This window comes from Amycolatopsis sp. NPDC033938 (assembly GCF_055575975.1).
Genome location: NZ_JBVIRO010000002.1, coordinates 563,991 through 588,364 on the forward strand (window position 1 = coordinate 563,991; position 24,374 = coordinate 588,364).

At 68.8% G+C, this 24,374-nt stretch carries 20 protein-coding genes; 13 read left to right on the forward strand and 7 right to left on the reverse strand.

Annotated features, from left to right (window positions below; genetic code table 11):
* Positions 1-8: 8 nt before the first annotated feature.
* Positions 9-530, forward strand: a complete 522-nt coding sequence (locus ACZ5ZX_RS09385; protein WP_465501506.1) for a gamma carbonic anhydrase family protein — start codon at positions 9-11, stop codon at positions 528-530.
* Between the two features lie 20 nt (positions 531-550).
* On the forward strand, positions 551-1,228 hold the full coding sequence (locus ACZ5ZX_RS09390; protein ID WP_061986757.1) for a uracil-DNA glycosylase: 678 nt from the start codon (positions 551-553) through the stop codon (positions 1,226-1,228).
* Positions 1,229-1,359: 131 nt separating this feature from the next.
* Here the strand turns inward: ACZ5ZX_RS09390 and rpmB are convergent, their stop codons facing one another.
* On the reverse strand, positions 1,360-1,551 hold the full coding sequence (rpmB, locus tag ACZ5ZX_RS09395; RefSeq protein ID WP_007031450.1) for a 50S ribosomal protein L28: 192 nt from the start codon (positions 1,549-1,551) through the stop codon (positions 1,360-1,362).
* 133 nt (positions 1,552-1,684) lie between these two features.
* On the opposite strand from rpmB, the gene ACZ5ZX_RS09400 reads away from it, so the two are divergent.
* The 5 genes from ACZ5ZX_RS09400 (at position 1,685) to ACZ5ZX_RS09420 (ending at position 8,475) form a co-directional block, all read left to right on the forward strand.
* Positions 1,685-3,268 carry a DAK2 domain-containing protein gene (locus tag ACZ5ZX_RS09400; RefSeq protein WP_465501507.1) on the forward strand — a complete coding sequence of 528 codons (1,584 nt, stop codon included), beginning with the start codon at positions 1,685-1,687 and terminating at the stop codon, positions 3,266-3,268.
* A 4-nt stretch (positions 3,269-3,272) separates the two neighbouring features.
* Positions 3,273-5,426, forward strand: coding sequence for an ATP-dependent DNA helicase RecG (gene recG, locus ACZ5ZX_RS09405; RefSeq protein ID WP_465501508.1), 2,154 nt, complete (start codon positions 3,273-3,275; stop codon positions 5,424-5,426).
* Between the two features lie 81 nt (positions 5,427-5,507).
* Entirely contained in the window at positions 5,508-5,888 is a 381-nt protein-coding gene (locus tag ACZ5ZX_RS09410) for a hypothetical protein (RefSeq protein WP_465501509.1), read from the forward strand.
* Entirely contained in the window at positions 5,885-7,969 is a 2,085-nt protein-coding gene (locus ACZ5ZX_RS09415; RefSeq protein ID WP_465501510.1) for a caspase family protein, read from the forward strand. The genes ACZ5ZX_RS09410 and ACZ5ZX_RS09415 overlap by 4 nt, the downstream gene beginning before the upstream one ends.
* 2 nt (positions 7,970-7,971) lie before the next feature.
* Positions 7,972-8,475: a GNAT family N-acetyltransferase gene (locus ACZ5ZX_RS09420; protein WP_465501511.1), complete on the forward strand. Its 504-nt coding sequence runs from the start codon at positions 7,972-7,974 to the stop codon at positions 8,473-8,475.
* Here ACZ5ZX_RS09420 and ACZ5ZX_RS09425 read toward each other — a convergent pair.
* The 3 genes from ACZ5ZX_RS09425 to ACZ5ZX_RS09435 form a co-directional block, all read right to left on the reverse strand.
* Positions 8,465-8,872 (reverse strand): hypothetical protein, encoded by a 408-nt coding sequence (locus tag ACZ5ZX_RS09425; RefSeq protein WP_465501512.1) that lies wholly within the window; start codon positions 8,870-8,872, stop codon positions 8,465-8,467. The genes ACZ5ZX_RS09420 and ACZ5ZX_RS09425 overlap by 11 nt on opposite strands.
* A gap of 926 nt (positions 8,873-9,798) precedes the next feature.
* Positions 9,799-11,055, reverse strand: a complete 1,257-nt coding sequence (locus tag ACZ5ZX_RS09430; protein ID WP_465501513.1) for an HNH endonuclease signature motif containing protein — start codon at positions 11,053-11,055, stop codon at positions 9,799-9,801.
* A 562-nt stretch (positions 11,056-11,617) separates the two neighbouring features.
* Positions 11,618-12,226, reverse strand: a complete 609-nt coding sequence (locus ACZ5ZX_RS09435) for a TetR/AcrR family transcriptional regulator (RefSeq protein ID WP_465501514.1) — start codon at positions 12,224-12,226, stop codon at positions 11,618-11,620.
* 31 nt (positions 12,227-12,257) lie between these two features.
* On the opposite strand from ACZ5ZX_RS09435, the gene ACZ5ZX_RS09440 reads away from it, so the two are divergent.
* The 5 genes from ACZ5ZX_RS09440 (at position 12,258) to ACZ5ZX_RS09460 (ending at position 20,264) form a co-directional block, all read left to right on the forward strand.
* On the forward strand, positions 12,258-13,418 hold the full coding sequence (locus tag ACZ5ZX_RS09440; protein WP_465501515.1) for an erythromycin esterase family protein: 1,161 nt from the start codon (positions 12,258-12,260) through the stop codon (positions 13,416-13,418).
* Positions 13,419-13,463: 45 nt separating this feature from the next.
* On the forward strand, positions 13,464-14,387 hold the full coding sequence (locus ACZ5ZX_RS09445; RefSeq protein ID WP_465501516.1) for a S8 family peptidase: 924 nt from the start codon (positions 13,464-13,466) through the stop codon (positions 14,385-14,387).
* 88 nt (positions 14,388-14,475) lie between these two features.
* The gene (locus tag ACZ5ZX_RS09450) at positions 14,476-17,853 is read left to right on the forward strand and encodes a pyruvate carboxylase (RefSeq protein ID WP_465501517.1); all 3,378 of its coding nucleotides are present in this window, start codon (positions 14,476-14,478) and stop codon (positions 17,851-17,853) included.
* A 102-nt stretch (positions 17,854-17,955) separates the two neighbouring features.
* Positions 17,956-18,750, forward strand: a complete 795-nt coding sequence (locus ACZ5ZX_RS09455; RefSeq protein ID WP_465501518.1) for an arginase family protein — start codon at positions 17,956-17,958, stop codon at positions 18,748-18,750.
* A 230-nt stretch (positions 18,751-18,980) separates the two neighbouring features.
* Positions 18,981-20,264: a PucR family transcriptional regulator gene (locus ACZ5ZX_RS09460; protein WP_465501519.1), complete on the forward strand. Its 1,284-nt coding sequence runs from the start codon at positions 18,981-18,983 to the stop codon at positions 20,262-20,264.
* Positions 20,265-20,276: 12 nt separating this feature from the next.
* Here ACZ5ZX_RS09460 and ACZ5ZX_RS09465 read toward each other — a convergent pair whose 3' ends face one another.
* Positions 20,277-21,644 (reverse strand): DUF6801 domain-containing protein, encoded by a 1,368-nt coding sequence (locus ACZ5ZX_RS09465; protein ID WP_465501520.1) that lies wholly within the window; start codon positions 21,642-21,644, stop codon positions 20,277-20,279.
* A 70-nt stretch (positions 21,645-21,714) separates the two neighbouring features.
* Positions 21,715-22,341, reverse strand: a complete 627-nt coding sequence (locus ACZ5ZX_RS09470; RefSeq protein WP_465501521.1) for a DUF6801 domain-containing protein — start codon at positions 22,339-22,341, stop codon at positions 21,715-21,717.
* Positions 22,342-22,687: 346 nt separating this feature from the next.
* Here ACZ5ZX_RS09470 and ACZ5ZX_RS09475 point away from each other — a divergent pair, with 346 nt between their 5' ends.
* Positions 22,688-23,605, forward strand: coding sequence for an RCC1 domain-containing protein (locus ACZ5ZX_RS09475; protein ID WP_465501640.1), 918 nt, complete (start codon positions 22,688-22,690; stop codon positions 23,603-23,605).
* 112 nt (positions 23,606-23,717) lie between these two features.
* On the opposite strand, the gene ACZ5ZX_RS09480 is transcribed toward ACZ5ZX_RS09475, so the two are convergent.
* Entirely contained in the window at positions 23,718-24,374 is a 657-nt protein-coding gene (locus ACZ5ZX_RS09480; protein WP_465501522.1) for a hypothetical protein, read from the reverse strand.

The window sequence follows — 24,374 nt, forward strand, 5'->3', positions numbered from 1 at the left end:
GAGAACACATGCCGATCTACGCACTGGGTGATCGCGAACCCTCGATCCACCCGGACGCCTACGTCCATCCCGACGCGACGGTGATCGGCGACGTCCGGATCGCGGCGTTCGCGTCGATATGGCCGCAGACGGTGCTGCGCGGCGACTTCGGCTACATCGAGATCGGCGAGCGGTCCAACGTCCAGGACGGCTGTGTCCTGCACTGCACCCGGAACGAACCGACGGTGATCGGGAACTCCTCCGCCGTCGGGCATGCCGTGCACATCGAGGGCGCGCGCATCGGCGAGGGCTGCCTGATCGCGTCGGGATCGGTGGTGCTGAACGGAACCGTCGTCGAGGACGGCGGGATGGTCGGCGCGGGCGCGGTCCTCTCCTACGGGTCCCATGTGGACAGTGGGCAGATCGCGCTCGGCGTCCCGGCGAAGACGCGGCCGAACACGTCGTTCGGGCCGGACAAGATCAAGCTCGTCGTCGACGGCTATGTCGAGCGTGCGGCACGGTTCCGGGTCGAACTCCGGCGGCTCGCGTGACGTGAGTAAGCTCGCACGCCGTGACCGCACGACCGCTGCAGGACATCGTCGAAGCAGGCTGGGCGCAGGCCCTCGAACCGGTGGCGCCGCAGGTCGCCGCGATGGGGGAGTTCCTCCGCGCGGAGATCGCCGCGGGCCGGACCTACCTCCCGGCCGGGGAGCACGTGCTGCGGGCCTTCCAGCAGCCGTTCCACGACGTGCGGGTGCTGATCGTCGGGCAGGACCCGTACCCGACGCCAGGGCACGCGGTCGGGCTGAGCTTCTCGGTGGCGCCGGACGTCCGGCCGATCCCGAAGAGCCTGATCAACATCTACAAGGAGTACTGCGAGGACCTCGGGCACCCGTTGCCGTCCAACGGTGACCTGACGCCGTGGGCCGAGCAGGGGGTGCTGCTGCTCAACAGGTCGCTGACGGTGCAGCCCGGGAAGTCGAACTCGCACCAGGGCAAGGGCTGGGAAGCGGTCACCGAACAGGCCATCAAGGCCCTCGCCGCGCGGGACGAGCCGATGGTGGCGATCCTGTGGGGCCGCAACGCGCGGAACCTGAAGCCGATGCTGGGGAAGGTGCCGTGCATCGAGTCGGCGCACCCGAGCCCGCTCTCGGCGCACGCCGGTTTCTTCGGCTCGCGTCCGTTCAGCCGGGCGAATCAGCTGCTGGAGCAGCAGGGCTCCGCGCCCGTGGACTGGAAGCTCCCCTAGCCTTTTGTCGCGCGTGAAGGCCCCCTTCCCTCGGCTGAGCCGAGGGAAGGGGGCCTTCACGGAACGGCGAAGGGGCCCATAAAAAATGGCGGATGCTCCGAAGAGCACCCGCCATTCCCCAAAAACCCGGCTCAGCCGCGAACGACCTTGCCCGCCTTGATGCACGAGGTGCAGGCGTTCAGGCGCTTGCGCTGGGACAGACCGATCTTGGCGTGAACAGTCTGGATGTTCGGGTTCCACCGGCGGTTGGTACGCCGGTGGGAGTGCGAGACCGACTTGCCAAAGCCCGGTCCCTTGCCACAGACGTCGCACACGGCAGCCACGTCGAACTCCTCTGGATCTGGGACAAAGAATGACGCGCCCAGCATGCTGGGCAACTCGACCATAGTAACCAGTGGCTCAGCGGCCTCCGGCACCGGGTCGATACCCTCGCTGGAACAGCTAGGAGGTTACGGGGTGCGGGTGCTGGACGTGGCGGCGGTGTCGGCCTGGTCGGCGGCCTGTGTGCACAGCTTGGCGGTGCTGCGGCCGTCGATCGACGGCATCAACGTCTACCCGGTCGCCGACTCCGACACCGGCTCCAACCTGCTGTTCACCATGACCGCCGCCCGCGACGCGCTGGCCGGGGCCGAGCCGGAGGACGCCGCCGAGGCGCTGTCGGCCTTCGCCAAGGGCGCGGTCGCCGCGGCCAAGGGCAACTCCGGCGTGATCATGTCGCAGGTCGTGCGCGGTATCGCCGAGACGGCCGCGGCCAGGGAACTCGACGGGCCGGGGCTCGCGGCGGCGCTCGACTGCGCCGACAAGGCGGCGACGGGGGCGGTGAGCCGTCCGGTCGCCGGGACCATCCTCACCGTCCTCCACACCGTCGCCGCCGCCGTCCGCGACGCGACCGGGTCACTCGAAGAGGTGGCCGCGACGGCGGCGAGCGTCGCCGCCGAAGCACTGGAAGAGACCCCGAAACAGCTTCCCGTCCTGGCCGTGGCCGGTGTGGTCGACGCCGGTGCCCGCGGCCTGGTCGCGGTCCTCGACGCCCTGTCCGGCGTGATCTCCGGCGGCGTCACCGAACCGGAGCATCCGCTCGAAGCGCATCACCATCACGCGATCGAGTCGCCGACCGCCTGGGAGGTCATGTACCTCCTCGACGGCGTCGACGAGGAAAGCCTCCCCGCGCTGCGCAAGACCCTCAGCGGGCTCGGCGACAGCGTCACCGTCGCGGGTGACGGCGCGGGCGGCTTCGCCGTCCACGTGCACTGCGCCGACATCGGCGCGGCGCTGGAGGCCGGGATCGAGCTGGGCCGTCCTCGAAAAGTCCGGGTCGAGCCGCTGATCACGCCGACCCCGGTCGAGGTCGGCGGCGGACTCGATCGTTCGGTGGTCGCCGTGGTCCACGGCGGGCCGCTGGCGGAACTGCTGCGCGCGGAGGGGGTCGCGGTGCTGTCCGTGCCGCACGGGGTCTCGCCGACGGTCGAGGAGATGCTGGGCCTGATCAACGAGGCCGCCGGGCACCACGTCACCGTCCTCCCGGGCGGCAGGCAGCTGACCGCGGCGGCCGACGCGGCGGCGGGCCACGCGATGGCCGCCGATCGCGACGTCGTGGTCATCCCGTGTGTCTCGCCGGTCCAGGTACTGGCCGCGCTGGCCGTGCACGATCCGGACCGCCGCACCAACGACGACGTGGTCGCGATGGCCGAAGCGGCCGCCGCGACCAGGCGTGGCGAACTGCGGATCGCGCAGGAGGAATCGCTAACCTGGGTGGGCAGGGCGCAGGCCGGTGACGTCGTCGGCCTCGTGGACGGCGAGGTCGTGTTGATCGAGCCCGCGCCCGCCTCGGAGACGAACCTGGTCGCGGCCGCGGTCAGCGTGCTGAACCGGATGCTGGCCCTCGGCGGGGAACTGGTCACCGTGCTGACCGGGATCGACGCGCCGGTCCGGCTTCCCGGTGAGCTCGCCGACCAGCTCCGCCTGGAACATCCCGAGATCGAGCTGACGAGTTACGCCGGCGGCCAGTCCGACGCCGTGCTGCTGATGGGGGTGGAGTGACCGCATGACGAACCTGCGCGCGGACCTCAAGCTGGTCGTGGGCGCGGCGACGGCGAAGGCACTCGCCAACGGCCTCAAGATCGAAACGGTCAGCGACCTGCTGCGCCACTATCCGCGCCGCTACGCCGACCGCGGCCAGCTCACCGACATCGCCGGACTCGAACTCGGTGAGCACGCGACCGTCATGGCGCGGATCGAACGCGTGAACAAGCGCCGGATGAAGGCGCGCAACGGCACCCTGCTGGAAATGGTGATCACCGACGGCAAACGCCGTCTGCAATGCACCTTCTTCAACCAGGCCTGGCGTGAGAAGGAACTCGTCCCCGGCAAGAACGGTCTCTTCGCGGGCAAGGTCACCGCCTTCCGCGACGTCCTGCAGCTGGCGAACCCCGAGTACGAACTGTTCGGCGCCGAGCGGCAAGCGGAGGCGATGGACGACTTCCTCGCCGAGATCATCCCGGTCTACCCGGCGGCGCAGGGAATCCCGACCTGGGTGATCGCCAAGGCCGTACGGCAGGTGCTGGACGTACTCGAGGTCGACGAGGACCCGATGCCGACGGAGCTGCTGGCCCGATATGGCCTGCCCAGCCTGGAAAGCGCGCTCCGCGGTATCCACCGCCCGTCGAGCTGGGAGGCGCTGAACTCGGCGCGCCGGCGGCTCAAATGGGACGAAGCCATGGCGGTGCAGCTGATCTTCGCGCAGCGGCGGCATTCCCTGGTCTCCCGGCCCGCGAAAGCCTGCCCGCACACCGAGGACGGCATCCTCGCCGCCTTCGACAAACGGCTCCCGTTCGAGTTGACGGCGGGGCAGCGCGAGATCGGCGAAGAGATCGCCCGCGACCTCTCGACCGAGCATCCGATGAACCGGTTGCTGCAGGGCGAGGTCGGTTCAGGCAAGACCGTGGTCGCGCTGCGCGCCATGCTGCAGGTCGTCGATTCCGGACGGCAGGCGGCGATGCTGGCGCCGACGGAGGTGCTCGCCGCGCAGCACGCGCGCTCGCTGCGCGAGATGCTCGGGGACCTCGGGCAGGCCGGTGAACTCGGCGGCGCGGAGAACGCGACGCGGGTGACCCTGCTGACCGGTTCGATGGGCGCCAAGGAACGTAAGAAGGCTTTGCTGGAGACGGTCAGCGGCGAGGCCGGGATCATCGTCGGCACGCACGCGCTCATCCAGGACACGGTGTCCTTCGCGGACCTCGGCCTGGTGGTGGTCGACGAGCAGCACCGGTTCGGGGTGGAGCAGCGGGACGCGCTGCGCTCCCGCGGTGCCGACGAGACCAGCCCGCACGTGCTCGTCATGACGGCGACGCCCATCCCGCGCACGGTCGCGATGACCGTCTACGGCGATCTGGAGATCTCCGCGCTGCGCGAGATGCCGGTCGGGCGGTCGCCGATCAAGACGTCGGTCGTGCCGGTGGCGGAGCGGCCCGCGTGGCTGGACCGGGCTTGGCAACGGGTCCGTGAGGAATGCGGCAAGGGACATCAGGCCTACATCGTCTGCCCGCGCATCGGTGACGAACCGGCGTCGGACAAGGGCGACAAGCGGCCGGCGCTCGCCGTCCTCGATGTCGCGCCCGAACTGGCCGAAGGCCCGTTGAAGGGACTGAAGATCGGGGTCCTGCACGGCCGGATGCCCGCCGACGACAAGGACGCCGTGATGCGGGCGTTCTCCGCTGGCGACCTGGACGTCCTCGTCGCGACCACCGTGATCGAGGTCGGCGTGAACGTGCCGAACGCGACCGCGATGGTGATCATGGACGCGGACCGGTTCGGCATCAGCCAGCTGCACCAGTTGCGCGGCCGGGTCGGCCGGGGCAGCGTGCCGGGGCTGTGCCTGCTGGTCACCGAAACCCTGGACGGGACGACGACCCGCGAGCGGCTGGCGGCCGTCGAGTCCACAACGGACGGTTTCGAACTGTCCAGAATGGACCTCGAACTCCGCCGCGAGGGTGACATCCTCGGCGCCGCGCAGTCCGGCAAGAAATCGACGTTGAAACTGCTGTCACTCCTGCGCGACGAGGACGTCATCGCCGAGGCGAGGGCCCGCTCGTTGGAAATCGTCGAAAAGGATCCGGCCTTGGGGAATTTCTTGGGGCTCGCGCATATGATCGCCGACCTCGTCGACGAAGACCGCGTGGAGTATCTGGAAAAAAGCTGACGTGAGGATTTCTGCCCGATCGGACCTTGTCGCCGGACGGGCGGAGAGGTTCCCTTGTGGTGCGGGCGAGGGAGGCCATCGATGACGTCAGCGGTGCGGGTTCAGCTCGGCGAGGACGGCGCCGACGCCGAGCGGGTCGACCAGCTCGCCGGATACCTTCGCGGGGAACTGATCGAACGCGGTGTCGCCGACGTCAAGGCGCTGCCCTCCGGTCCAGCGCCGCCCGGGTCACGCGGATTCGATGTCGCTACGGCAGGCGGGCTGCTGGTCACGCTGGGGAAGTCCGCCGACGGCCTGCGCTCGGTCGTCGCGGCCGTACGGGAATGGCTGTCGCGCGGCGGGCGGGTCAAGCGCACGGTGCGCCTGGAAATCGACGGCGACGTGCTGGAATTGTCCGAAGCGAGCCTCAGCGATCAGGACAAGCTGGTCGACCTCTTCGTGCGCAGGCATTCGGGATCATGACCGGCGAGCGGCGTGCCCTGATCATCGCGAACGGGGAGTACGACAACCCCGGGTTGAGCGCGTTGCGGTCCCCGGCCGCCGATGCCGAGGCACTCGCCGAAGTCCTCGCCGATCGCACCATCAGCGAGTTCGACGTCCAGGTGGTGCGGGACGAAACCGCGCACGTGATCGCGAGCCGGGTCGAGGATCTGTTCGCCGACAGCGCGCCGGACGACGTCCTGCTGGTGCACTTCTCCTGTCACGGCTTGAAAAGCGAGTCGGGCGAGCTGTTCTTCGCCGCCCGCAACACCCGGCCGGAGCGGCTGGCGTCGAGTGCCGTGCCCGCCGATTTCGTCCAACGCTGTATGCGGATGAGCCGGTCTCGCAGCATCGTTTTGCTGCTGGACTGCTGCTACGGTGGCGCTTTCAGCCAAGGGGTCGCGGTACGCGCCTCCGGCGAGGCGGGAGTTCTCGACGCCTTCCCCGGCGGCGGTTTCGGTGGCCGCGGCCGCGCGGTGATCACCGCGTCGAACTCCATCGAGTACGCCTTCGAAGGCGATCACCTCGCCGACGATCACGCCCGGCCGTCGGTGTTCACCTCGGCACTGGTCGACGGGCTCCGTACCGGGGACGCGGACCGCGACGAAGACGGCTGGATCGCGCTCAGCGAGCTTTACGACTACCTGTTCGACAGCGTCCGCGAGCGGAACCCGAACCAGACGCCCAGCCGCGACATCGAAATGCAGGGCGAGCTGTACCTGGCCAGGAGCAGGCGCCGCCGGATCAAACCGTCACCCGTCCCGGCCGATCTGCGCGCGGCGAGCGAGGATCCGAACATGTTCACCCGCCTCGGCGCGGTGACGGAACTCCAGCGACGGCTCACGAGCGAGAACCTCTCCGTCGCGATCGGCGCCCACGAAGTCCTCACCACGATGGCGCAGAACGACATCCAGCACATCGCCGACGCGGCGGCCGCGGCACGGGAGGAAGCGCGGGTGCGCACCGAGCCCGAGGTGCTGCGCTTCGGCCAGGTCGTCCGGGGATCGCGGCCGGTGGCGCGGATCCGGCTCACCGGGCCGCCGATCGCGCGAGCCTGCCGGTTCGCGTCGTCGCATTCCTGGCTGCAGGTGACCGAAGTCGCCGACGGGGCCGAAGTTTCGCTGGACCGCGTGGAGGCCGGGCCGTTCGACGGCCGGGTCACCGTGACCGGGCCGACCGGGGAGGTGGAGGTGCGAGTCGAGGGCGAGGTCATCCAGGAACCGGAGACGCGGCCGGCCCCCGAACCCACGCCCGTGCCGGAACCCGAGCCCATACCGGAACCAAGGCCGGTGCACGCTCCCGCACCGATGCCCGAGCCCGCCCGGCGACCCGCGCCCTCTCGAACGAAACCTGACCCGTATGCCGTCGCAGCCGCCCTGTTCGCCTTCGTGGCCGCGGTCTACCTGGTGGCCATCGCGTTCTCGCTCAGCAGCAGTGCGGAGGACTTCTTCGAGGACGGCGGCTGGACCATCATTCCGCTCGTCGCACTCGCGACCGGGGCGGGGATCGCGATGTTCCCGGCGAAAACGCGCCGGATGACCGGGCCGGGGCTGGTGTGCGGGCTGGCGCTGCTCTCGATGATCCCGTTCGGCCCGGTCGCCCTCGTGACCGCCGACGGCTGTCTGCTCGTCGCGGCCGTCTGCGCGCTGGTGTCGGTGCGACGTGACCGGAGTTTCCGGCTCGGGCTGGGGAAACCGCAAGGCGCGCTCACGGTGGCGGCCCTCGTTTCCGGGAGCTGCGCGACGCTCGCTCTTGTGCTGGAGGCGATCGAGCTGTTCGATTACTCGTCGTCCCGGGCCGACGAGGGCGCCATCTACGTCATGGTCTCGGTGGTCCTCCTGATCGGCACCGTGCTCGGCGCGTTCCTGCGGCCGGTGGCGTTCGGGGTCGCCTTCCACGGAGGAGTGGCCGGTGGCGGCCTCGCGATAGTGGGCGCGCTGTTCTACGCGATGCCGCACAGTTCGAGCGTGACCGGTGCGGGCTGGGGGATCGCACTGTCGATGGTGACCGCGCTCGCCGTCGTCACCGCCTTCGCCGCGCGCAAGGCATCGGCGAAGAACTGACGATGGCCACGATCCGGCCCGCGACCGTCGAGGACGCCTGGCCCATCGCCGAGGTGAACGTCCGGTCATGGCAGTCGGCGTACCAGGGCCTGCTGCCCGAGGTCTACCTCCGCGATCTCTCGGTCGAGGGCCGGGCCGCCCGCTGGCAGCGGATCCTCGCCGACCCCGCCAACCGAGGCGACATCCTGGTCCTCGCCGAGGACGATGCCCTCCTCGGTTTCACCGCCGTCGACCGGCTCCGCGGCGAACTGCGCGCGATCTACCTCGCGCCGGAGCGCTGGGGCACGGGACTGGGCAAGCTGCTACACGACACCGCCATCGCCGCCCTGCGGGACGCGGGGCATCGCGAGGCGACGCTCTGGGTGCTCGACACCAACGAACGCGCCCGGCGGTTCTACGCCGCCGCGGGCTGGGTGCCGGACGGGGCGAAGAAATCCGACACCATGCCCGGCGAGGACGTCCTGCTTTCCGAGACGCGCTACCGGATCGACCTCGTCAGCGGGTGAACCAGGCGCGTTCCTCGGGTTTGTTGAGCGTGACGATGATCCCGATGGCGATGCCCATCCCGATCAGCTGAGTGATCGGCCCGCCGCTGATCAGCCCGATCACCGCGATGACCACGGTCAGCGCCTCCACGACGATGACCGCCATCCGCACCCAGGGCGCCCCGCGGGAGATCCGCACCGCGCTCGCGATCAGCACCACGGCGACCACGAAACCGAGCAGCGCCAACACCAGTGCGAGGCCGGCCTCCTCGTTGCCGTGGTCGAGTTCGTTCATCGCGACCGCGGTCACGAGCGCGCTGACGAGGATGTTGAGGACCGCCTGGAGCCAGAGGAAGCCACGGACGAATTTGAGCTGGCGCGGCATTTCCAGCGGCCGGTTCCGGACTTCTTCGGTCATGACGGTCTCCCTCTCTCGGCACGAGGAGAACAGTGTGGGCGCGAACGGCGTGGGTGTTGACGGCAAAACTGACCTCCAACGGTGGCGAATGGGTGCCGGTGGCGGTGGGCTGGTGGGGTTCTCCACTTAGTGGCTGTGTTGGCTCGCTCGGCTGTGTCGGCTGTGTCGGCTCGCTCGGCTCGCTCGGCGAGCGGTGCAGTGAAGGCCTCGTTGAGGGGCTCGCAGTTGCTTGCCCACTGGTGTGGGGCTTGTGTGGGTTGCCGGGGCGGTCCGGGTGGGGAAGATTTCGGCCGTTGAGCGTCCGGAATCTTCCCCGCTCGGTCGCCGGTCCACCGGTCGTGGTCGAGCTTGATCAACGGCCGTTGAGCGGCCCGGATCTTCCGTTGATCAAGGGACGAGACCGGGCGACGATGCCCGCGGAACCACCCTCGTCCAGGTCAGGCGTAGGTACACAAGTGCGGGTGCTCCTTGAGGGACTTGTAGTCCGCAAGGAGGCCTTCAATCGGATGAATCGACCCTCTGTAGATCCTTTGTGGACAGTTTGAGAGCCTCAGGAACCGCCGCCTATTGAGGGTAAGTTAAGGTGTCGTGAATGTGAGCCGTCTGTTCGCCGGGGTAGCGGCCGAGCGAAGGCGTGACACGCGTGCTCAGACACGGGACACGGTGCCTGGATCCCGCACTCGGGTGTTCCGGCTTCAAGCACGCGAGACCCGGCTCTGAGCACGCGAGTGCGGTGTCACGTCACCCAGGTCGCCATCCTGCCCGAACGTGCCACCTTTGGCTTGCCCCTCAATAAGTTCCTGGCAGTGCCCCTGAGGGTAGGGAAGGAGGCCTTCACGGCTTCGACGCGTTCTCTAGAGCGGTCTGTGGGCATGATGAGGGGCCCGTCGCCGGTGTGGCTGGCGGGCTCCTCGGGTCGTGCGGGGTTAAGCGGCGCGGTGGAGGGTGTTGCGCCGGGGTCTTCGTAACGGATCCAGATACTGCGGCGGTGTGAACTCCGGTAGCCCGTCGGCCGCCATGCGGACTTCCCAATCCCCATGGTGGATCAGCCGGTGGTGGAAGCCGCAGAGCAGGGTGAGGTTGCGGAGGTCGGTGGGTCCGCCGTCGGCCCAGTGATCGATGTGGTGGGCGTGGCAGTGTTTCGGCTGCCGATGACAGCCCGGGAACGCACAACCCCGGTCTCGGATGTTCAACGCCCGTCGTTGCCCGGGGGTGACGAACCGTCGCAGCCGCCCCATATCAAGGGGTTCCCCAGCGGCGCTCAGCACCACGGGCAGCATCAGGCAGTCGCAGGCCGCGAGTCGGGCTTCGCGGGCGGTCATCTCCCCGACGAAGTCCAGGCACGCGGTCCCGATCCCAGACTTGAGTTCGTCGAGCCCGATGGTGACGTGCACCAAGGTCCGATATCCGCTGGTGCCGGGCTGGTCCGGGCACGCGATCGCCAAATCCAGCACCTCGGCGAGGGCGTCACCCTGGCGTTCCGCTTTGGTGCGGGGATCCGTTTGGCCGAACTCATCGACCGGCCGTGGTTTCGCGTAGGCATCGAGCACGGCCGCGGTGCGGGCACCCAACTCGTCGTCGAGGAGGCCGGTGAGTTTCCAGAACCCGTCTTTGCGGCGTTCCAGGGTGACTTCCCGTACGGGTGGGGCGGGTTCGGGGTCTTTGGGTTCCTTGCCGTCGGGGTCGAGCCAGCCGAGCAGGTTCTCCTCGGCTTTCCCGAGCTGTTTCGGCCCTGCCTCCCGGGCCAGATCGGCCAGGACTTTCTCCGCGTACTCCCGGTCCTCCGGGGCTGTATCCGCCGGGATCTTCTTCAAGATTTCCAGGATCTGATCGATGCGATGCTCCCCGATCACCCCCTCGGCAGCCGCCGCCGCGGTCGCCGGAGCGAACGCCGGGATCTCCGTGCCATCAAGTGCGCGGGTCGGGTTCAACGCGATCGCCCGACGCACGATCGCGCCCGCCTCACCTCGGGTCAACCCCGCCACATCAGCAAGCCACGACGCCGTCGAACCGTAGCTGTACAAGTCTTTCGGGCCCCGGGACTCGATCTCCGCCAGAAACTGCCCCAGCGCGGCGGAGGCGATCCGGATCACCTGCAGGGTCTGCTGCACGCCATGGGCAAGCTCCAGCCTGCCGGCACGCCACAACTCCTGCGGGAGTTCAGGAAGAAAAGTCTCGGACACCTCTCAATAATACCAAACAATGCTCGAACATGTGTTCGTAATTTTACGTAACAATGAATCGGCGCATTGACCACTGAAGGGTGATATCACCAGGCAAGCGCGGCTACTGTGCGAAACTCCGCTGTTGGCCGACTTTGTGTCACATGGTCAGTGCGCCGGCTCGGACGATGATTCGGCGGCGAACGGCGTTCCGTGTCGTGCGGCGTTCCGCTGCGCCAGCACCTTCCCCCGGCGAACAGGGTCGCTCGATGTCGTCGTGGACGCCCTCGACGACCAGTCCACAGCAGCCGCCGGGACCGAACCGGTCGGCATCGCCAGGTAGTCCCGCTATCGTGCGGCGTTCCGCTGCGCCAGTACCTTTCCCCGGCGAACGTGGTCATTGGATGTCGTCGTGGACGCCCTCGCCGACCAGTCCACGGCGGCCGCCGGGATCGAACCGGTCGGCATCGCCAGGTAGACCCGCTATCGTGCGCCGTTCTACTGCGCCAACACCTTCCCCGACAAACAGGCCACTCGAGTATTCACGAGAAACCACCCGTTGCGAAAACCCGCATTTAACCGACTAAATACGAAAGACCACAAAAGCGCCTTCCCGCGCCGCCACTGCCACCGCCCGCGCCGTCACCCGCGCGTCCGCCGGCGTGACGCCCTCCCGCGACACGAAAAGCCGGTAGAACACCGGCCCGCACACCGCCCGCACCACCTCGACCGCGTCGGTCCCCTCGGGGACCTCGCCCCGCGCGATGGCCCGCTCCACGATCGGCGTCATGCGTTCATGCCGGTCCTGATAGAAGCCGTGCAGTGCTTCAGCCGCTTGTGGAGACTGGAACGCCGCCAGTACCGACGCCGTCGGAAGTTCCTTCAGCGCCGGTTCGGTGAAGTACCGCACGACCTCCGCCGCCACCTCGTACAGATCGTCTTCGACCGATCCGGTGTCGGGCGCCTTCCAGTCGTCTTCGGTGCCCATCCGCAGCGCGGCGGCGACGAGACCGTCCGGTGACGACCATCGCCGGTACACCGTCGTCTTGTGCACTCCGGACCGCTCGGCGACCGCGTCCACGGTCAGCTCGCTGAACCCGCGTTCGGCCAGCAGGTCGAGGGTGGCGTGCAGGACGGCGAGGCGCGTGCGTTCGGTCCGGCCGCCGGGCCGCTGGGTGCCGGAGGTTGCCAATTGCTACTCCTGTTGCGTTAGTGTGCTCAGTATGTCAGACCCAGCCGAGATCGCCGAACTCGTCGGTGACGCGAAGATCGTCGCCATCGGCGAGAACAACCACCACATCCACGAGTTCGGGGAGCTGCGCAAGCGTTTGCTCCAGCATCTCGTCGAACAGCACGGCTTCCGCGTGATCGGCTTCGAATCCGGCTTCGCCGAAGGGAAGCTCGTCGATGAGTGGCTGAAAGGAGGCCCCGGCGACGTCGCCGAAATCGGCCGTGACGGCTTCACCTTCTCGCTCGGAGAGTCGCCCGAGGCGCACGAAATGCTGACGTGGCTTCGTGAACGCGGTGACGTCCGCTACTTCGGACTCGACTTGCCGAGTTCCGCGGGTTCGCCCGTGCCGTCGCTCGACGCGGTCCGCGCCTACCTGTCCACTGTGGACGAGTCCGCCACGGGCCTTGTCGACGCGGCGATCGAGGCCACCAGCGGTTACGCGTCGGTCAGCAGCGCGGACGCGCCTGCCAAGTACGCCGCCCTCGACGCCGCCGCGAAAGACAAGGCGACCGCGGTACTCACGCGGCTCAAGACGCATCTGACCTCGTTGCGTCCCGTCTACGGGGATACAGCCGTCGTGGAGCATCACGCCGAAGGCGCGCTGCGCGTCGACACCTACCTCGCGGAGGTCGCCGCGATGATGTCCGGTGGCGCGCCCGCCCTGCAGAGCGGTTCGCGCGACCTGTACATGGCCGAAACCGTCCGGCTGATCCGGCGGCTTCACGGCGACGACACGAAGATCGTCGTGATGCTCCACAACGGACACCTCCAGCGCGTGCCGTTCTCGCCGTTCCCCGGGCTCACCGCACCTTCGGCGGGCACACATCTGGCCGCCGAGTACGGCGACGACTACTTCGCGCTGGCGCTCACCGCGGTCACCGGCAAGACCACCGGCCTCAAGCCGGATCCGGCCGCACGGCTCGGGTTCACCGTCTACGAACAAGATCTCGACGGCCCGGTCGACGGGAGCGTCGAAAGCGAAGGCCCCGGACTGGTGGACCTCCGTGCGCGACGCGGTACCGAAGGACCCCGGAGCATCCGGCACGCGCATGTGTTCAACCCCGTCGACGTCGTCGACGCCTTCGACGCGCTCGTCTGCTTGCCGGAATCGACGGTCAGTGGCCACGTCGGACAAGACAAACCGAACGGGTGACACTCCGGGGTTGCCGCTCCCCGGGGACAGGCGTAGAGCCAAGGCATGATCATTCGACTGGTACGAGTCATGGCCGCGCTGGCCCTCGTGATCTTCCTGGCGCAGCCTGCCTCCGCGACGGAAGTCCAGCAGAACCCGCCGAACTGGGGACTGGACCGGATCGACCAGCGAACGGGCCTCGACCAGCTCTACCACTACGAGACCGACGCCCAGGACGTCACGGTCTACGTGATCGACAGCGGTGTCGACGCGGCGCACCCGGACTTCGGCGGCCGGGTGAAGCCCGGTAAGGACTTCATCGACGGCGGCACCGACACCTCCGACACCAACGGGCACGGTACCTACCTGGCCGGGGTCGCCGCGTCGAAGACCTTCGGCGTCGCCAAGGGCGCGCAGATCGTCCCTGTCCGGGTGATCGACGCACAGGGTGGCGGCGCGACGGACAAGATCATCGCGGGGATCGACTGGGTGACGCAGAACGCGCGGCAGCCCGCCGTCGCCGTCCTCGGCATCGGCGGCGCGCCGAACGACCAGCTCGACGCCGCGGTCCGCGCGCTCGCGGCGGTGGTCCCGGTCGCCCTCCCGGCGGGTGGCGAGGCCACCGACGCGGGCCAGTTCTCCCCCGGCCGGGTGACCGAAGCGCTCACGGTCGGGTCGACCGACGCGAGCGACCAGGTCGGGCCGACGTCGAACTACGGCGAGGTCGTCGACCTGTTCGCCCCCGGCGTGGACGTGCCGGGACCCAACGCCGGAGGCAGCGGCGGCAGGGTGCTCAGCGGGACGTCGTCGGCCGCCGCGCATGTCGCCGGGGTGGCCGCGCTGTACCGGTCCCTGCACCCCGCGGCCCCGGCGGCGGACGTCGCGAAGGCGCTTGTCGACGGCGCCGCGGCCGACGTCCTGACCGGGGTCCACGAGGGCACCGGGAATCGGTTGCTGCAGAGTCCGGGTACGCAACTCAAGCGGGGATGATGTCCATCACCTGGGCAACGGCTCCCGCCCTCCGGGAGCGAGCAGGTAACGTGCCTCACCTACCGATCCGATGATGGGAAGGACCGGCATGTTCCGCAAGGTACTGGTCGCCAACCGGGGTGAGATCGCCATCCGCGCGTTCCGCGCCGGATTCGAGCTCGGCGCGGGCACGGTGGCTGTGTTCCCGCACGAAGACCGCAATTCGCTCCACCGGCTGAAGGCCGACGAGGCCTACGAGATCGGCGAACCCGGTCATCCGGTGCGGGCCTATCTGTCGGTCGAGGAAATCGTGGCGGCCGCGAAGAAGGCGGGCGCGGACGCCGTTTACCCCGGCTACGGCTTCCTCTCCGAGAACCCCGACCTCGCGCGCGCGTGCGAGGAAGAAGGCATCACCTTCGTCGGGCCGAGCGCGGACATCCTCGAACTGACCGGGAACAAGGCCCGCGCGGTCAAGGCCGCCCGCGAGGCCGGGGTGCCGGTGCTGGGCTCGTCCGAACCCTCCTCCGACATCGACGCGCTGGTGGCCGCGGCCGAGGAGATCGGCTTCCCGGTCTTCGTGAAGGCCGTCGCCGGCGGTGGCGGGCGCGGGATGCGCCGCGTCGGGGACCCGGCACAGCTGCGCGAGTCCATCGAGGCCGCCGCGCGCGAGGCCGAGTCGGCCTTCGGCGACCCGACGGTGTTCATCGAGAAGGCCGTCGTCGAGCCGCGCCACATCGAGGTCCAGATCCTCGCCGACGGCGAGGGCAACGTGATCCACCTCTTCGAGCGCGACTGCTCGGTCCAGCGTCGGCACCAGAAGGTGATCGAGCTGGCCCCCGCGCCGAACCTGCCGTCCGAGTTGCGGGACCGGATCTGCGCGGACGCGGTCAAGTTCGCCCGCCAGATCGGCTACCGCAACGCCGGCACCGTCGAGTTCCTGCTCGACCGGGACGGCAACCACGTCTTCATCGAGATGAACCCGCGCATCCAGGTCGAGCACACGGTGACCGAGGAGGTCACCGACGTCGACCTCGTCCAGTCGCAGCTGCGCATCGCCTCCGGCGAGACACTCGACGACCTCGGGCTCTCGCAGGACAAGGTGTACCTGCGCGGCGCCGCCCTGCAGTGCCGCATCACCACCGAAGATCCCGCCAACGGGTTCCGCCCGGACACCGGCATGATCAGCGCGTACCGCTCGCCCGGCGGTTCCGGTATCCGCCTCGACGGCGGGACGGCGTTCGCCGGCACCGAGATCAGCGCGCATTTCGACTCGCTGCTGGTGAAGCTCAGCTGCCGCGGCCGCGACTTCAAGACCGCCGTCGGCCGCGCCCGCCGCGCCGTCGCCGAGTTCCGGATCCGCGGGGTGGCCACGAACATCCCGTTCCTGCAGGCCGTCCTCGACGACCCGGACTTCCGCGAAGGCCGCGTCACGACCTCGTTCATCGAGGAGCGCCCGCATCTGCTCACCGCGCGCCATTCGGCCGACCGCGGGACCAGGCTGCTGACCTATCTCGCCGACAAGACGGTCAACAAGCCGCACGGCGAGCGTCCGCGCACCCTCGACCCTCAGGTCAAACTGCCGAAGCTGCCCAAGGACCTCGAACCGGCCCCCGGCTCGAAGCAGAAGCTCACCGAACTCGGCCCGGACGGCTTCGCGCGCTGGCTGCGGGAGTCGCCGACCATCGGGGTCACCGACACGACCTTCCGTGACGCGCACCAGTCCCTGCTCGCCACCCGCGTGCGGACCAAGGACCTCCTCGCCGTCGCGCCGGTGGTCGCGCGGACCACTCCGCAGCTGCTCTCGCTGGAGTGCTGGGGCGGGGCGACCTACGACGTCGCGCTGCGGTTCCTCGCCGAGGACCCGTGGGAGCGGCTGGCCAAGCTGCGGGAAGCGGTGCCGAACATCTGCCTGCAGATGCTGTTGCGCGGCCGCAACACCGTCGGTTACACGCCGTACCCCACCGAGGTCACCCACGCCTTCGTCGAGGAGGCGACGGCGACCGGTATCGACATCTTCCGGATCTTCGACGCGCTCAACGACGTCGAGCAGATGCGCCCGGCGATCGAGGCCGTGCGCGAGACCGGATCCGCCGTCGCCGAGGTCGCGCTCTGCTACACCTCGGACCTGTCGGACCCGGCCGAGAAGCTGTACACCCTGGACTACTACCTCAGGCTGGCGGAGCAGATCGTCGGCGCGGGGGCGCACGTCCTGGCCATCAAGGATATGGCGGGCCTGCTGCGGGCACCGGCGGCGGCAAGGCTGGTTTCCGCGCTGCGCAAGGAATTCGACCTGCCGGTGCATATCCACACGCATGACACGGCGGGTGGCCAGCTGGCCACCTACCTCGCCGCGATCCAGGCGGGCGCGGACGCCGTCGACGGCGCTGTCGCGTCCATGGCGGGCACGACGTCGCAGCCGTCCCTGTCGGCGCTCGTCGCCGCCACCGACCACTCGGATCGGCCGACCGGGCTGGACCTGCAGGCCATCGGCGACCTGGAGCCGTACTGGGAGAGCGTGCGCAAGATCTACGCGCCGTTCGAGGCAGGGCTCGCCTCGCCGACCGGACGCGTGTACCACCACGAGATCCCGGGCGGGCAGCTGTCGAACCTGCGCACGCAGGCGATCGCGCTCGGCCTCGGCGAGCGGTTCGAGGACATCGAGGCGATGTACGCGGCCGCCGACAAGATCCTCGGCCACCTGGTGAAGGTCACGCCTTCGTCCAAAGTGGTCGGTGACCTCGCGCTGCACCTCGTCGGCGCGGGTGTCTCGCCCGCGGACTTCGAGGCGGAGCCGAACAAGTTCGACATCCCCGACTCGGTGATCGGCTTCCTGCGCGGTGAGCTGGGCGACCCGCCCGGCGGCTGGCCGGAACCGTTCCGCACCAAGGCCCTCGAAGGCCGCGCGCAACCGAAGCCGGTGCAGGAACTGTCCGAAGAGGACCACAAGGGGCTGGCCGAGAACCGCCGTTCGACGCTGAACCGTCTGCTGTTCCCCGGTCCCACGAAGGACTTCGAGGCGCACCGCGAGCAGTACGGCGACACTTCGGTGCTGCCGTCGAAGGACTTCTTCTACGGGCTCCGCCCTGGCGAGGAGTACTCGGTCGACCTGGAACAGGGTGTCCGGCTGCTGATCGAGCTGGAAGCCATCGGTGAGGCCGACGAGCGCGGCGTGCGCACGGTGATGGCCACGCTCAACGGCCAGCTGCGCCCGATCCAGGTCCGCGACACCTCGATCGCGTCCGACATCCCGGCGACGGAGAAGGCCGACAAGTCCGACCCGAAGCAGATCGCCGCGCCGTTCGCCGGTGTGGTCACGCTGCAGGTGTCCGAGGGCGACGAGGTCGAGGCCGGTGCGACGGTCGCGACCATCGAGGCGATGAAGATGGAGGCGTCGATCACCGCGGCAGGCGGCGGCAAGGTGTCGCGGCGCGCGATCAACACCGTCCAGCAGGTCGAAGGCGGAGACCTGCTGCTCGTCCTGGAGTGACGTGAGCTGAAAGGGCCCTTCACCGCATGCCACGCGGTGAAGGGCCCTTTCGTCGCGTCTTATGCGGGGAAGGGGGCCTTCACGCGCACTAGGCTGTGCCGGGTGCTGATCAACGCCGTACCCCAGTTTCAGGGCGCGCTGACCGAGCGAGCGCCGGAGTTGCCCGAAGGCTGCGTCGCGCTCGCCGAACTGGCAGGCCACGTGCTCGGCGCACCGGTGCACCACATCCGGCAGACCCGCGAGACCTCACCCGTGGTCGACGGCGTCGCCAACCGCGAGGTCCTCACCGGCGAGAACCGGGCCGCGCAGCTCGCCGCGCTGGAGGCGCCCGGCGGGCCGGTGCTCACCATCGGCGGGGACTGCGGTGTCGAACTCGTCCCGATCGGCGTCGCCCGCTACCGGTTCGGGCCCGGTCTCGGCGTCGCCTGGTTCGACGCCCATGCCGATCTCAACACCGCCCGGACCTCGCCGTCGGGCGCGTTCCACGGCATGGTGCTGCGGTCGCTGCTGGGCGAGGGCGATCCGGAGTTTGCCGCCGACCCGCCGATCGAACCCGGCCGCGTCGTGCTCGCCGGTACCCGGGTCTTCGACGAAGCCGAGCGGGCCGTGGTCGACCGCGGGCTCGTGGTGGAGACCGCCGATGTCGCCGCCGGGCTGGCCGGTGCGGACAAGGTGTACGTCCACCTCGACCTCGACGTGCTCGACCCGGGCGAGTTCGACGGCTTGAACTATCCGGAGCCGGGTGGCTTGACGATCGAGCGCCTGGTGACGATGCTTCGCGGGCTGAGCGGCTTCGAGGTCGTCGGCGCGGGGATCACCGAATGCGCCGGAATCGAGGTCCGCGGCCTCGAGCCGGTGATCGAGGTGCTGGGGGAACTGCTCACCGGAAACCAGTGACGCTCCGTCACGGCGGTATCCCTTTCGGCCGTTCGTACGTACCGCGCGAGGCGTTTGCCGGGCAGTTGTCAGCAAAACGCCAAGAGAACGCGTGATTTTGTCACATGGTGACAAGAAATCGGTTTCTTCTGCGAAAGGTGACACATTCACCCCCACATCTCCGATGTGTTCGTTGTCACCTCACGACGAACGTGGGATGTCAGGACGCTGGGCGGAGCAAAGGAGCTGCGATGTCGGTGGAGCGCGGAATCGAACACGCTGCGCAGCCTCCCGCGGCACTTCCCCGCAAGCTCGCCGACATCCTGCGCCCGGAACTGGGCAGTCTCGCCAACGAGATCGTCGACGAGATCCGGGCGACGATTCCCGCGTACGCGCGCCCGCTCGACGGGCCGTACGGGAAGTCGATCCGCGCCGGCGTCGAGTACGCGATCACGTTGTTCGTCGCGCAGATCGCGGACCCCTCCGTCTCGAAGGAACAGTCACACGAGGTCCATCACCGGCTCGGGCAGAACGAGATGCGGGAAGGCCGCAGCCTCGACACCCTCCAGTCGGCGTACCGGGTCGGCGCCCGGGTTTCGTGGCGGCGCATCATGCGTGTCGGCAGGCGCAGCGGACTCTCGTCCGCGGTGATGTCGCAACTGGCCGACGCCATGCTCGCGTTCATGGACGAGCTGGCGTCCGTCGCGTTGGACGGCTATCTCGAAGCGAAGGCACGCACGGCGGGGGCGCTGGACACGTGGCGCCGCAAGCTGCTGCACCTGGTGCTGGAAACCCCGCCCGCGCCGTCGAAGGCGATCGCGGAACTCGCGCAGCTGACCGGCTGGACGGTGCCCGAACGCGCGACGCCGGTGGTGCTGCAGCCGATCGACGACACCGTCAGGCCCCGGCGGCACAACGTGGTGGATTCGGACGTCCTGGCCGAACTCGACTGCGCTGAGCCGCGTCTGCTCGTACCCGGCGAGATCTCCGGTGCCCGCCTGAGCACCCTGCAGGCCGCGCTGCCGGACTACCGGCTTTCGATCGGGCCGTGCCGACGGCTGGACTCCGTCGCCGATTCACTCCGCTGGGCTCGCGACGCCCTGCGCCTCTCCGAACGCGGGATCATCCAGGCCCGCCGCGTGATCCGCGCCGAAGAGCACCTCTCGACCTTGCTCGTGAACGCCGACACCGCGTTGACCTGCCTGCTGCGCGACCGCCTTTTCGCCCCGCTCGCCGAGATGACCGGGAAGCAGCAGGAGCGGCTCCTCGAAACCCTTCGCGCCTGGCTGGACAGTCAGGGCAACGTCGTCGACATCGCCGAGCGGTTGCGGGTCCACCCGCAGACCGTCCGCTACCGCATGCGGCAGTTGCAGGCGACCTTCGGCGAGCACCTGCGTGACCCGGGGGCACGGTTCGAAATGGAACTCGCGTTGCGGGCGGGTGTCGCGCCTGCCGCGTCGTCGGCGGGATACGCGCTGCCGGAGTTGCTGCCGTCGCCGCGCACGAGTCCACAGTGGACGCCCAGCGGGTCCTGAGGTGCGACGGCCTCAGCGGCGCGCCACCGGCGGTTCCGAGTTCGGGCACTTGCGGACGTCGTCCCAGGGCAGGCCGACCTGGTTGACCCCGACACAGGCCTGGTTACCCGGGCCCGACCCCATTCCGGTCAGCAGCGAGTCGAGGTCTTCCTTGACCCCGCAGCCGGAGAAAGAGGGCAGGGTGAAGCCCCGGAAGGCGGGCTCCGGGTCGTTCGGATCGGTACGCAGCACGCCGCCGTTGAACGGGTCCCAGTTCGGCCCGCGCAGGTTCAGCACGATCGGCTCGCTGGTCATGCAGTGGTCGCCGACGTCGAGGGTGACGCCGTTGATGGTGATGTTCTTCAGTTTCCCGAAGAGTTCGAGCCGCAAGACGGCCGTCGTCGTGGTGTCCCCGTGCAACATGGTCTCGACGTCGATGACGGTGTTGCCGGTCTTGTAGTCGGTCGGCAGGAGTTCCATCGTCCCGTTGATCGGCACGAAACCGAAGCCGAGGATCTTCACCTCGCTCGCCGGCATCATCGTGGAGCCGGTGGTGCGGTGCGGTGGCTCCGGGTAGAGGTAGTAGAAGGCGTTGAAGATGAACGAGGGGGTCAACCGGACGAGCGCGCCCAGTTTCGCCACTGTCGACGTGCCTTGAGTTTCGAAGGGCTGCAAGGGAATCACGGCGATCGGCTCGGGCGCTGGTTCTTCGTTCGCGGCGCGCGCTCCGGGCTCGGGCTTCTGCCCGGCCTTTCCGGGCTGCGGCTTCACGGCGTTCAGCTTCATCAGCGTGACGCGGCCCAGTTCGCTGTTCTGCTCCGGAGCCTGCGCGCAGGTGATCGGTTTCAGTGGCGGGTCCGCCGGTACCCCGGTCAGGGTGAGGGACGGCGCGCCCGTGGTGAGCCGGAGTTCGCCGGGGAGGCTCACCACGATGTCGGGCACCTTGCCCGTCGCGACCAGTTTCAGCTCACCGGCGGCGGGCACCTTGGTCGAGGGGATCTCGAGGGTCACCGGAACCGGGGTCTTCTTGTCCTCGTGCGTGGCCGTGAGTTCGAGCGTCGCCGCGCCCGCTACTTCGGTGAGGCCGGCCAGCGCGCCTTCGCCGATGGTGAACGTGAGAGAAAAGTCCTTGACCTGCAAAGGTTTTCCAGTCGGGACGACCTTCGGCAGGGTGGCCTGGACGTCCATCGTGACCGGACGCTCGCCGGCCGGATCCGCGAAGACGCAGGTGTTCGTCAGTGTCTGCCGCGCGGGCGCGGCGCCCTGCGGCAGCGGCGGCCTCGGCGAGGTCGGCGGATCGGTCGCGGCCGAAGAGGCCAGCGCGCCGTTCACCCCAGCGAGCAGGATCACGCCCGCCAGAACGGGAAACCTCCCGAGTGCCCGGCGAACCTGCTGCGTCATCTGGGTTCCTCTCGTGTCCGGTGGTGGAGACCGTGCGGGGCGGGCGTCCCCGCCCCGCACGGATGGTTCATCAGGTGATGGTGATGGACGGGGTGAACGCCCGGTTCTGCGCCGGGTTGGTGTTCTTCACGGTGCAGTTGAAGCTCCAGGCGGTCCAGGAACCGTCCTTCTTGTGGAACTCCAGCGGCGCGCTGATCGTGGTGCCGAGGCTGGCCGTCGCGGAGCCGGGCGTGCCGGCGGTGAAGGTGGGAACGCCGGTGCCCGCGTCCTGCACGATGTTGAACGTCCGGGTGCCCGGCACGTACGGGTTGATCTGGGTCGGGACGTCGAGGTTCGTCACCGTCGCCGAAGCGGGGGTGGCGTTGGTGACGGTGACCGGCATGTTCACCTTGCCGCGGACGCCGTCGTAGTTGGCGCTGTTGAGCAGGGCGTTGATGGTGGCGCTGATCGTCGCCGTGCCCGAGACGTTCGCCGGGGTCACGGTGCCGCCCGACGCGACCGAAGCCGGTCCGTCGAACTTGGCCGTCACGTCCAGCTGCTGCTGGCCGATGGCGGGAAAGTTGCACATGTACGCGACTTTGCCCGTCGTGTAGGGGGTGAGGGCCGAGGCCGTTCCGGCGGTGAGGCCTGCGACCGCGCCGAACACGACGGCGGTGGTGGCGACACCGGCTGACAACCTGCCAAGTCTGCGGGACATACCTGTCATCTCCTTTGATCCAGTTTACGTCTCGGACGGCTTTCCCCATGCGCCTTTCGGCGATATTTTCTGATCTTTTATGCTCGACTCGAGTCGACTATCTCGGTGGTGGGGTAAACCGAGGTTACCCGCGAGTTATGTACGTAACAAGGATTCATGTCGACATGTTTCCGGGTGGGTGAGGGATCCGTTCTTTCTTGTCAGCGGGTGCTGAATGCGATTATGAAGTTTGTCCGAGGATGACAAAGCGGCGGCCGATCGGCGGAATCGGGTTAACATTCCGCGTATGGCTTCAGTCAATCGACGATCCGCGACCCGGCGCGTGGCGAGTACCGCGATAGCCGTGATGATCGCCACGGTTTCCCTGTCCGGTACCGCCGACGCCGCGCCGACCGGCGAACCGCGCCCGTGGGGAAGCAACGACTACCAGCAGGGGCAGGGCACGGTGCCTGCCTCGGCGTTCGGCGCGAGCGCGGTCTCCGCCGGCGGGATCACCCATCTGGCCCTCAAGGACGGCGGCGTCGTCGCCTGGGGCAACAACAGCTACGGCCAGGCCACCGTGCCGGCCGCGGCCACGTCGGGGGTCTCGGCGATCGCCGCGGGCTGGGCACACGGGCTTGCGCTCAAGAACGGCGGTGTCATCGCCTGGGGCAACGGTTTCTACGGCCAGAACGTCGTCCCGGCCGCCGCGACGTCCGGCGTCACCGCGATCTCCACCAACGCCTACTTCAATCTCGCGCTCAAGAACGGGGGAGTGCTGAGCTGGGGTTCGCGGACCACCGTCCCCAGCACGGTTTCCTCGGGTGTCACCGCGATCGCCGCCGGCGTCGACCACGGCCTCGCCCTCAAGAACGGCGGCGTGCTCGGCTGGGGCGGCAACTCGAAGGGGCAGATCACCGTGCCCTCGGCGGCGGCGTCCGGGGTGACGGCGATCTCGGCCGGGTTCCGCCACAGCATCGCGTTGAAGAACGGCGGGGTCATCGCCTGGGGTGACAACACCTACGGCCAGGCCACGGTTCCGCCGGAGGCGCAGTCGGACGTCGTCGCCATCGACGCCGGCTACAACCACAACGTCGTGCTGAAGGCCGACGGAAGCGTCTTCGCCTGGGGCAGCAACCTGAAACAGGAGAGCCGGGACACCAGTTCGGAACCGCCGATGGACATGTGGAAGTTCTCCGGCGTATGCGCTCCGGTCTACGCCGTTTCCGCTGGTGACGGCACCGGGGTCGCCCTGGTCGACCCCGCGGCGCCGCAGTTCTGCTGAGGCGAGGGAAACGCTGGTAGTGAAGGCCTCCTTGCGAAGTACGTGAAGGCCCCCTTCCTTGCGCTAGACGCGAGGAAGGGGGCCTTCATGTACTTCGGCCAGCCTTACGCCCTCAGAGGTTCGACTTCATGTCCAGGTTGATCGTGTTGCCCGGACCGGAGATCAACGCTCCCAGCGCCAGGTCGTTGATGAAGCAGTCCTTGAACTCCGGGATGGTGAACACGCCCGACGACGGGATGGACGGGGCGAACAGGTCGACGTTCTTCGACACCAGGGTCAGGTCGAGCGGCTTGACCGTCTTGCAGGCGCTCGGCGCCGTCGGCAGCGGGATGACCGGCCAGAACAGGCCGACCACGATGTTGTCGATCAGCATGTTCGCCTGCGAATGCGTGGTCAGGTCGCCGTTGGCCAGCGTGCCGGTGACCGGGCCGGTCGGCTCGATCCGCACGCGGGCCTTGATCTTGAAGACGCCCGAGACCAGCGAGATGTTCGCCGTCGAGGGCGGCAGGGACAGGTTGCCTCGGATCCCGACGTTGTCACCGTCGATGACGAGGGCGCCGTCGAGCTGGCCGGGGCCGAGGTCGAGGGTGCCGCCGGTCTTCTTCACCGTGGTCTTGCCGGTGACGGTGTAGGACACCGGGATCTCCACCGGATCGTCCGCGAGGGCGGGGGTGGCGGCGAGGCTGCCCGCCACGGCGATCGCGGAAGTGAGCGCGACGACCGTTCCGAGACGGCGACGGGCGGTTTTCGGGCGCGTTCGACCGAACAT

What these genes read in the sequence shown, in the direction of transcription:
- ACZ5ZX_RS09385 (WP_465501506.1), top strand. Translation starts at nt 9, where the DNA reads ATGCCGATCTACGCACTGGGTGATCGCGAACCCTCGATCCACCCGGAC.
- recG (WP_465501508.1), top strand. Translation starts at nt 3,273, where the DNA reads ATGACGAACCTGCGCGCGGACCTCAAGCTGGTCGTGGGCGCGGCGACG.
- ACZ5ZX_RS09410 (WP_465501509.1), top strand. Translation starts at nt 5,508, where the DNA reads ATGACGTCAGCGGTGCGGGTTCAGCTCGGCGAGGACGGCGCCGACGCC.
- ACZ5ZX_RS09415 (WP_465501510.1), top strand. Translation starts at nt 5,885, where the DNA reads ATGACCGGCGAGCGGCGTGCCCTGATCATCGCGAACGGGGAGTACGAC.
- ACZ5ZX_RS09420 (WP_465501511.1), top strand. Translation starts at nt 7,972, where the DNA reads ATGGCCACGATCCGGCCCGCGACCGTCGAGGACGCCTGGCCCATCGCC.
- ACZ5ZX_RS09425 (WP_465501512.1), bottom strand. Translation starts at nt 8,872, where the DNA reads ATGACCGAAGAAGTCCGGAACCGGCCGCTGGAAATGCCGCGCCAGCTC.
- ACZ5ZX_RS09440 (WP_465501515.1), top strand. Translation starts at nt 12,258, where the DNA reads ATGTCAGACCCAGCCGAGATCGCCGAACTCGTCGGTGACGCGAAGATC.
- ACZ5ZX_RS09445 (WP_465501516.1), top strand. Translation starts at nt 13,464, where the DNA reads ATGATCATTCGACTGGTACGAGTCATGGCCGCGCTGGCCCTCGTGATC.
- ACZ5ZX_RS09450 (WP_465501517.1), top strand. Translation starts at nt 14,476, where the DNA reads ATGTTCCGCAAGGTACTGGTCGCCAACCGGGGTGAGATCGCCATCCGC.
- ACZ5ZX_RS09460 (WP_465501519.1), top strand. Translation starts at nt 18,981, where the DNA reads ATGTCGGTGGAGCGCGGAATCGAACACGCTGCGCAGCCTCCCGCGGCA.
- ACZ5ZX_RS09465 (WP_465501520.1), bottom strand. Translation starts at nt 21,644, where the DNA reads ATGACGCAGCAGGTTCGCCGGGCACTCGGGAGGTTTCCCGTTCTGGCG.
- ACZ5ZX_RS09470 (WP_465501521.1), bottom strand. Translation starts at nt 22,341, where the DNA reads ATGTCCCGCAGACTTGGCAGGTTGTCAGCCGGTGTCGCCACCACCGCC.
- ACZ5ZX_RS09475 (WP_465501640.1), top strand. Translation starts at nt 22,688, where the DNA reads ATGATCGCCACGGTTTCCCTGTCCGGTACCGCCGACGCCGCGCCGACC.
- ACZ5ZX_RS09480 (WP_465501522.1), bottom strand. Translation starts at nt 24,374, where the DNA reads ATGTTCGGTCGAACGCGCCCGAAAACCGCCCGTCGCCGTCTCGGAACG.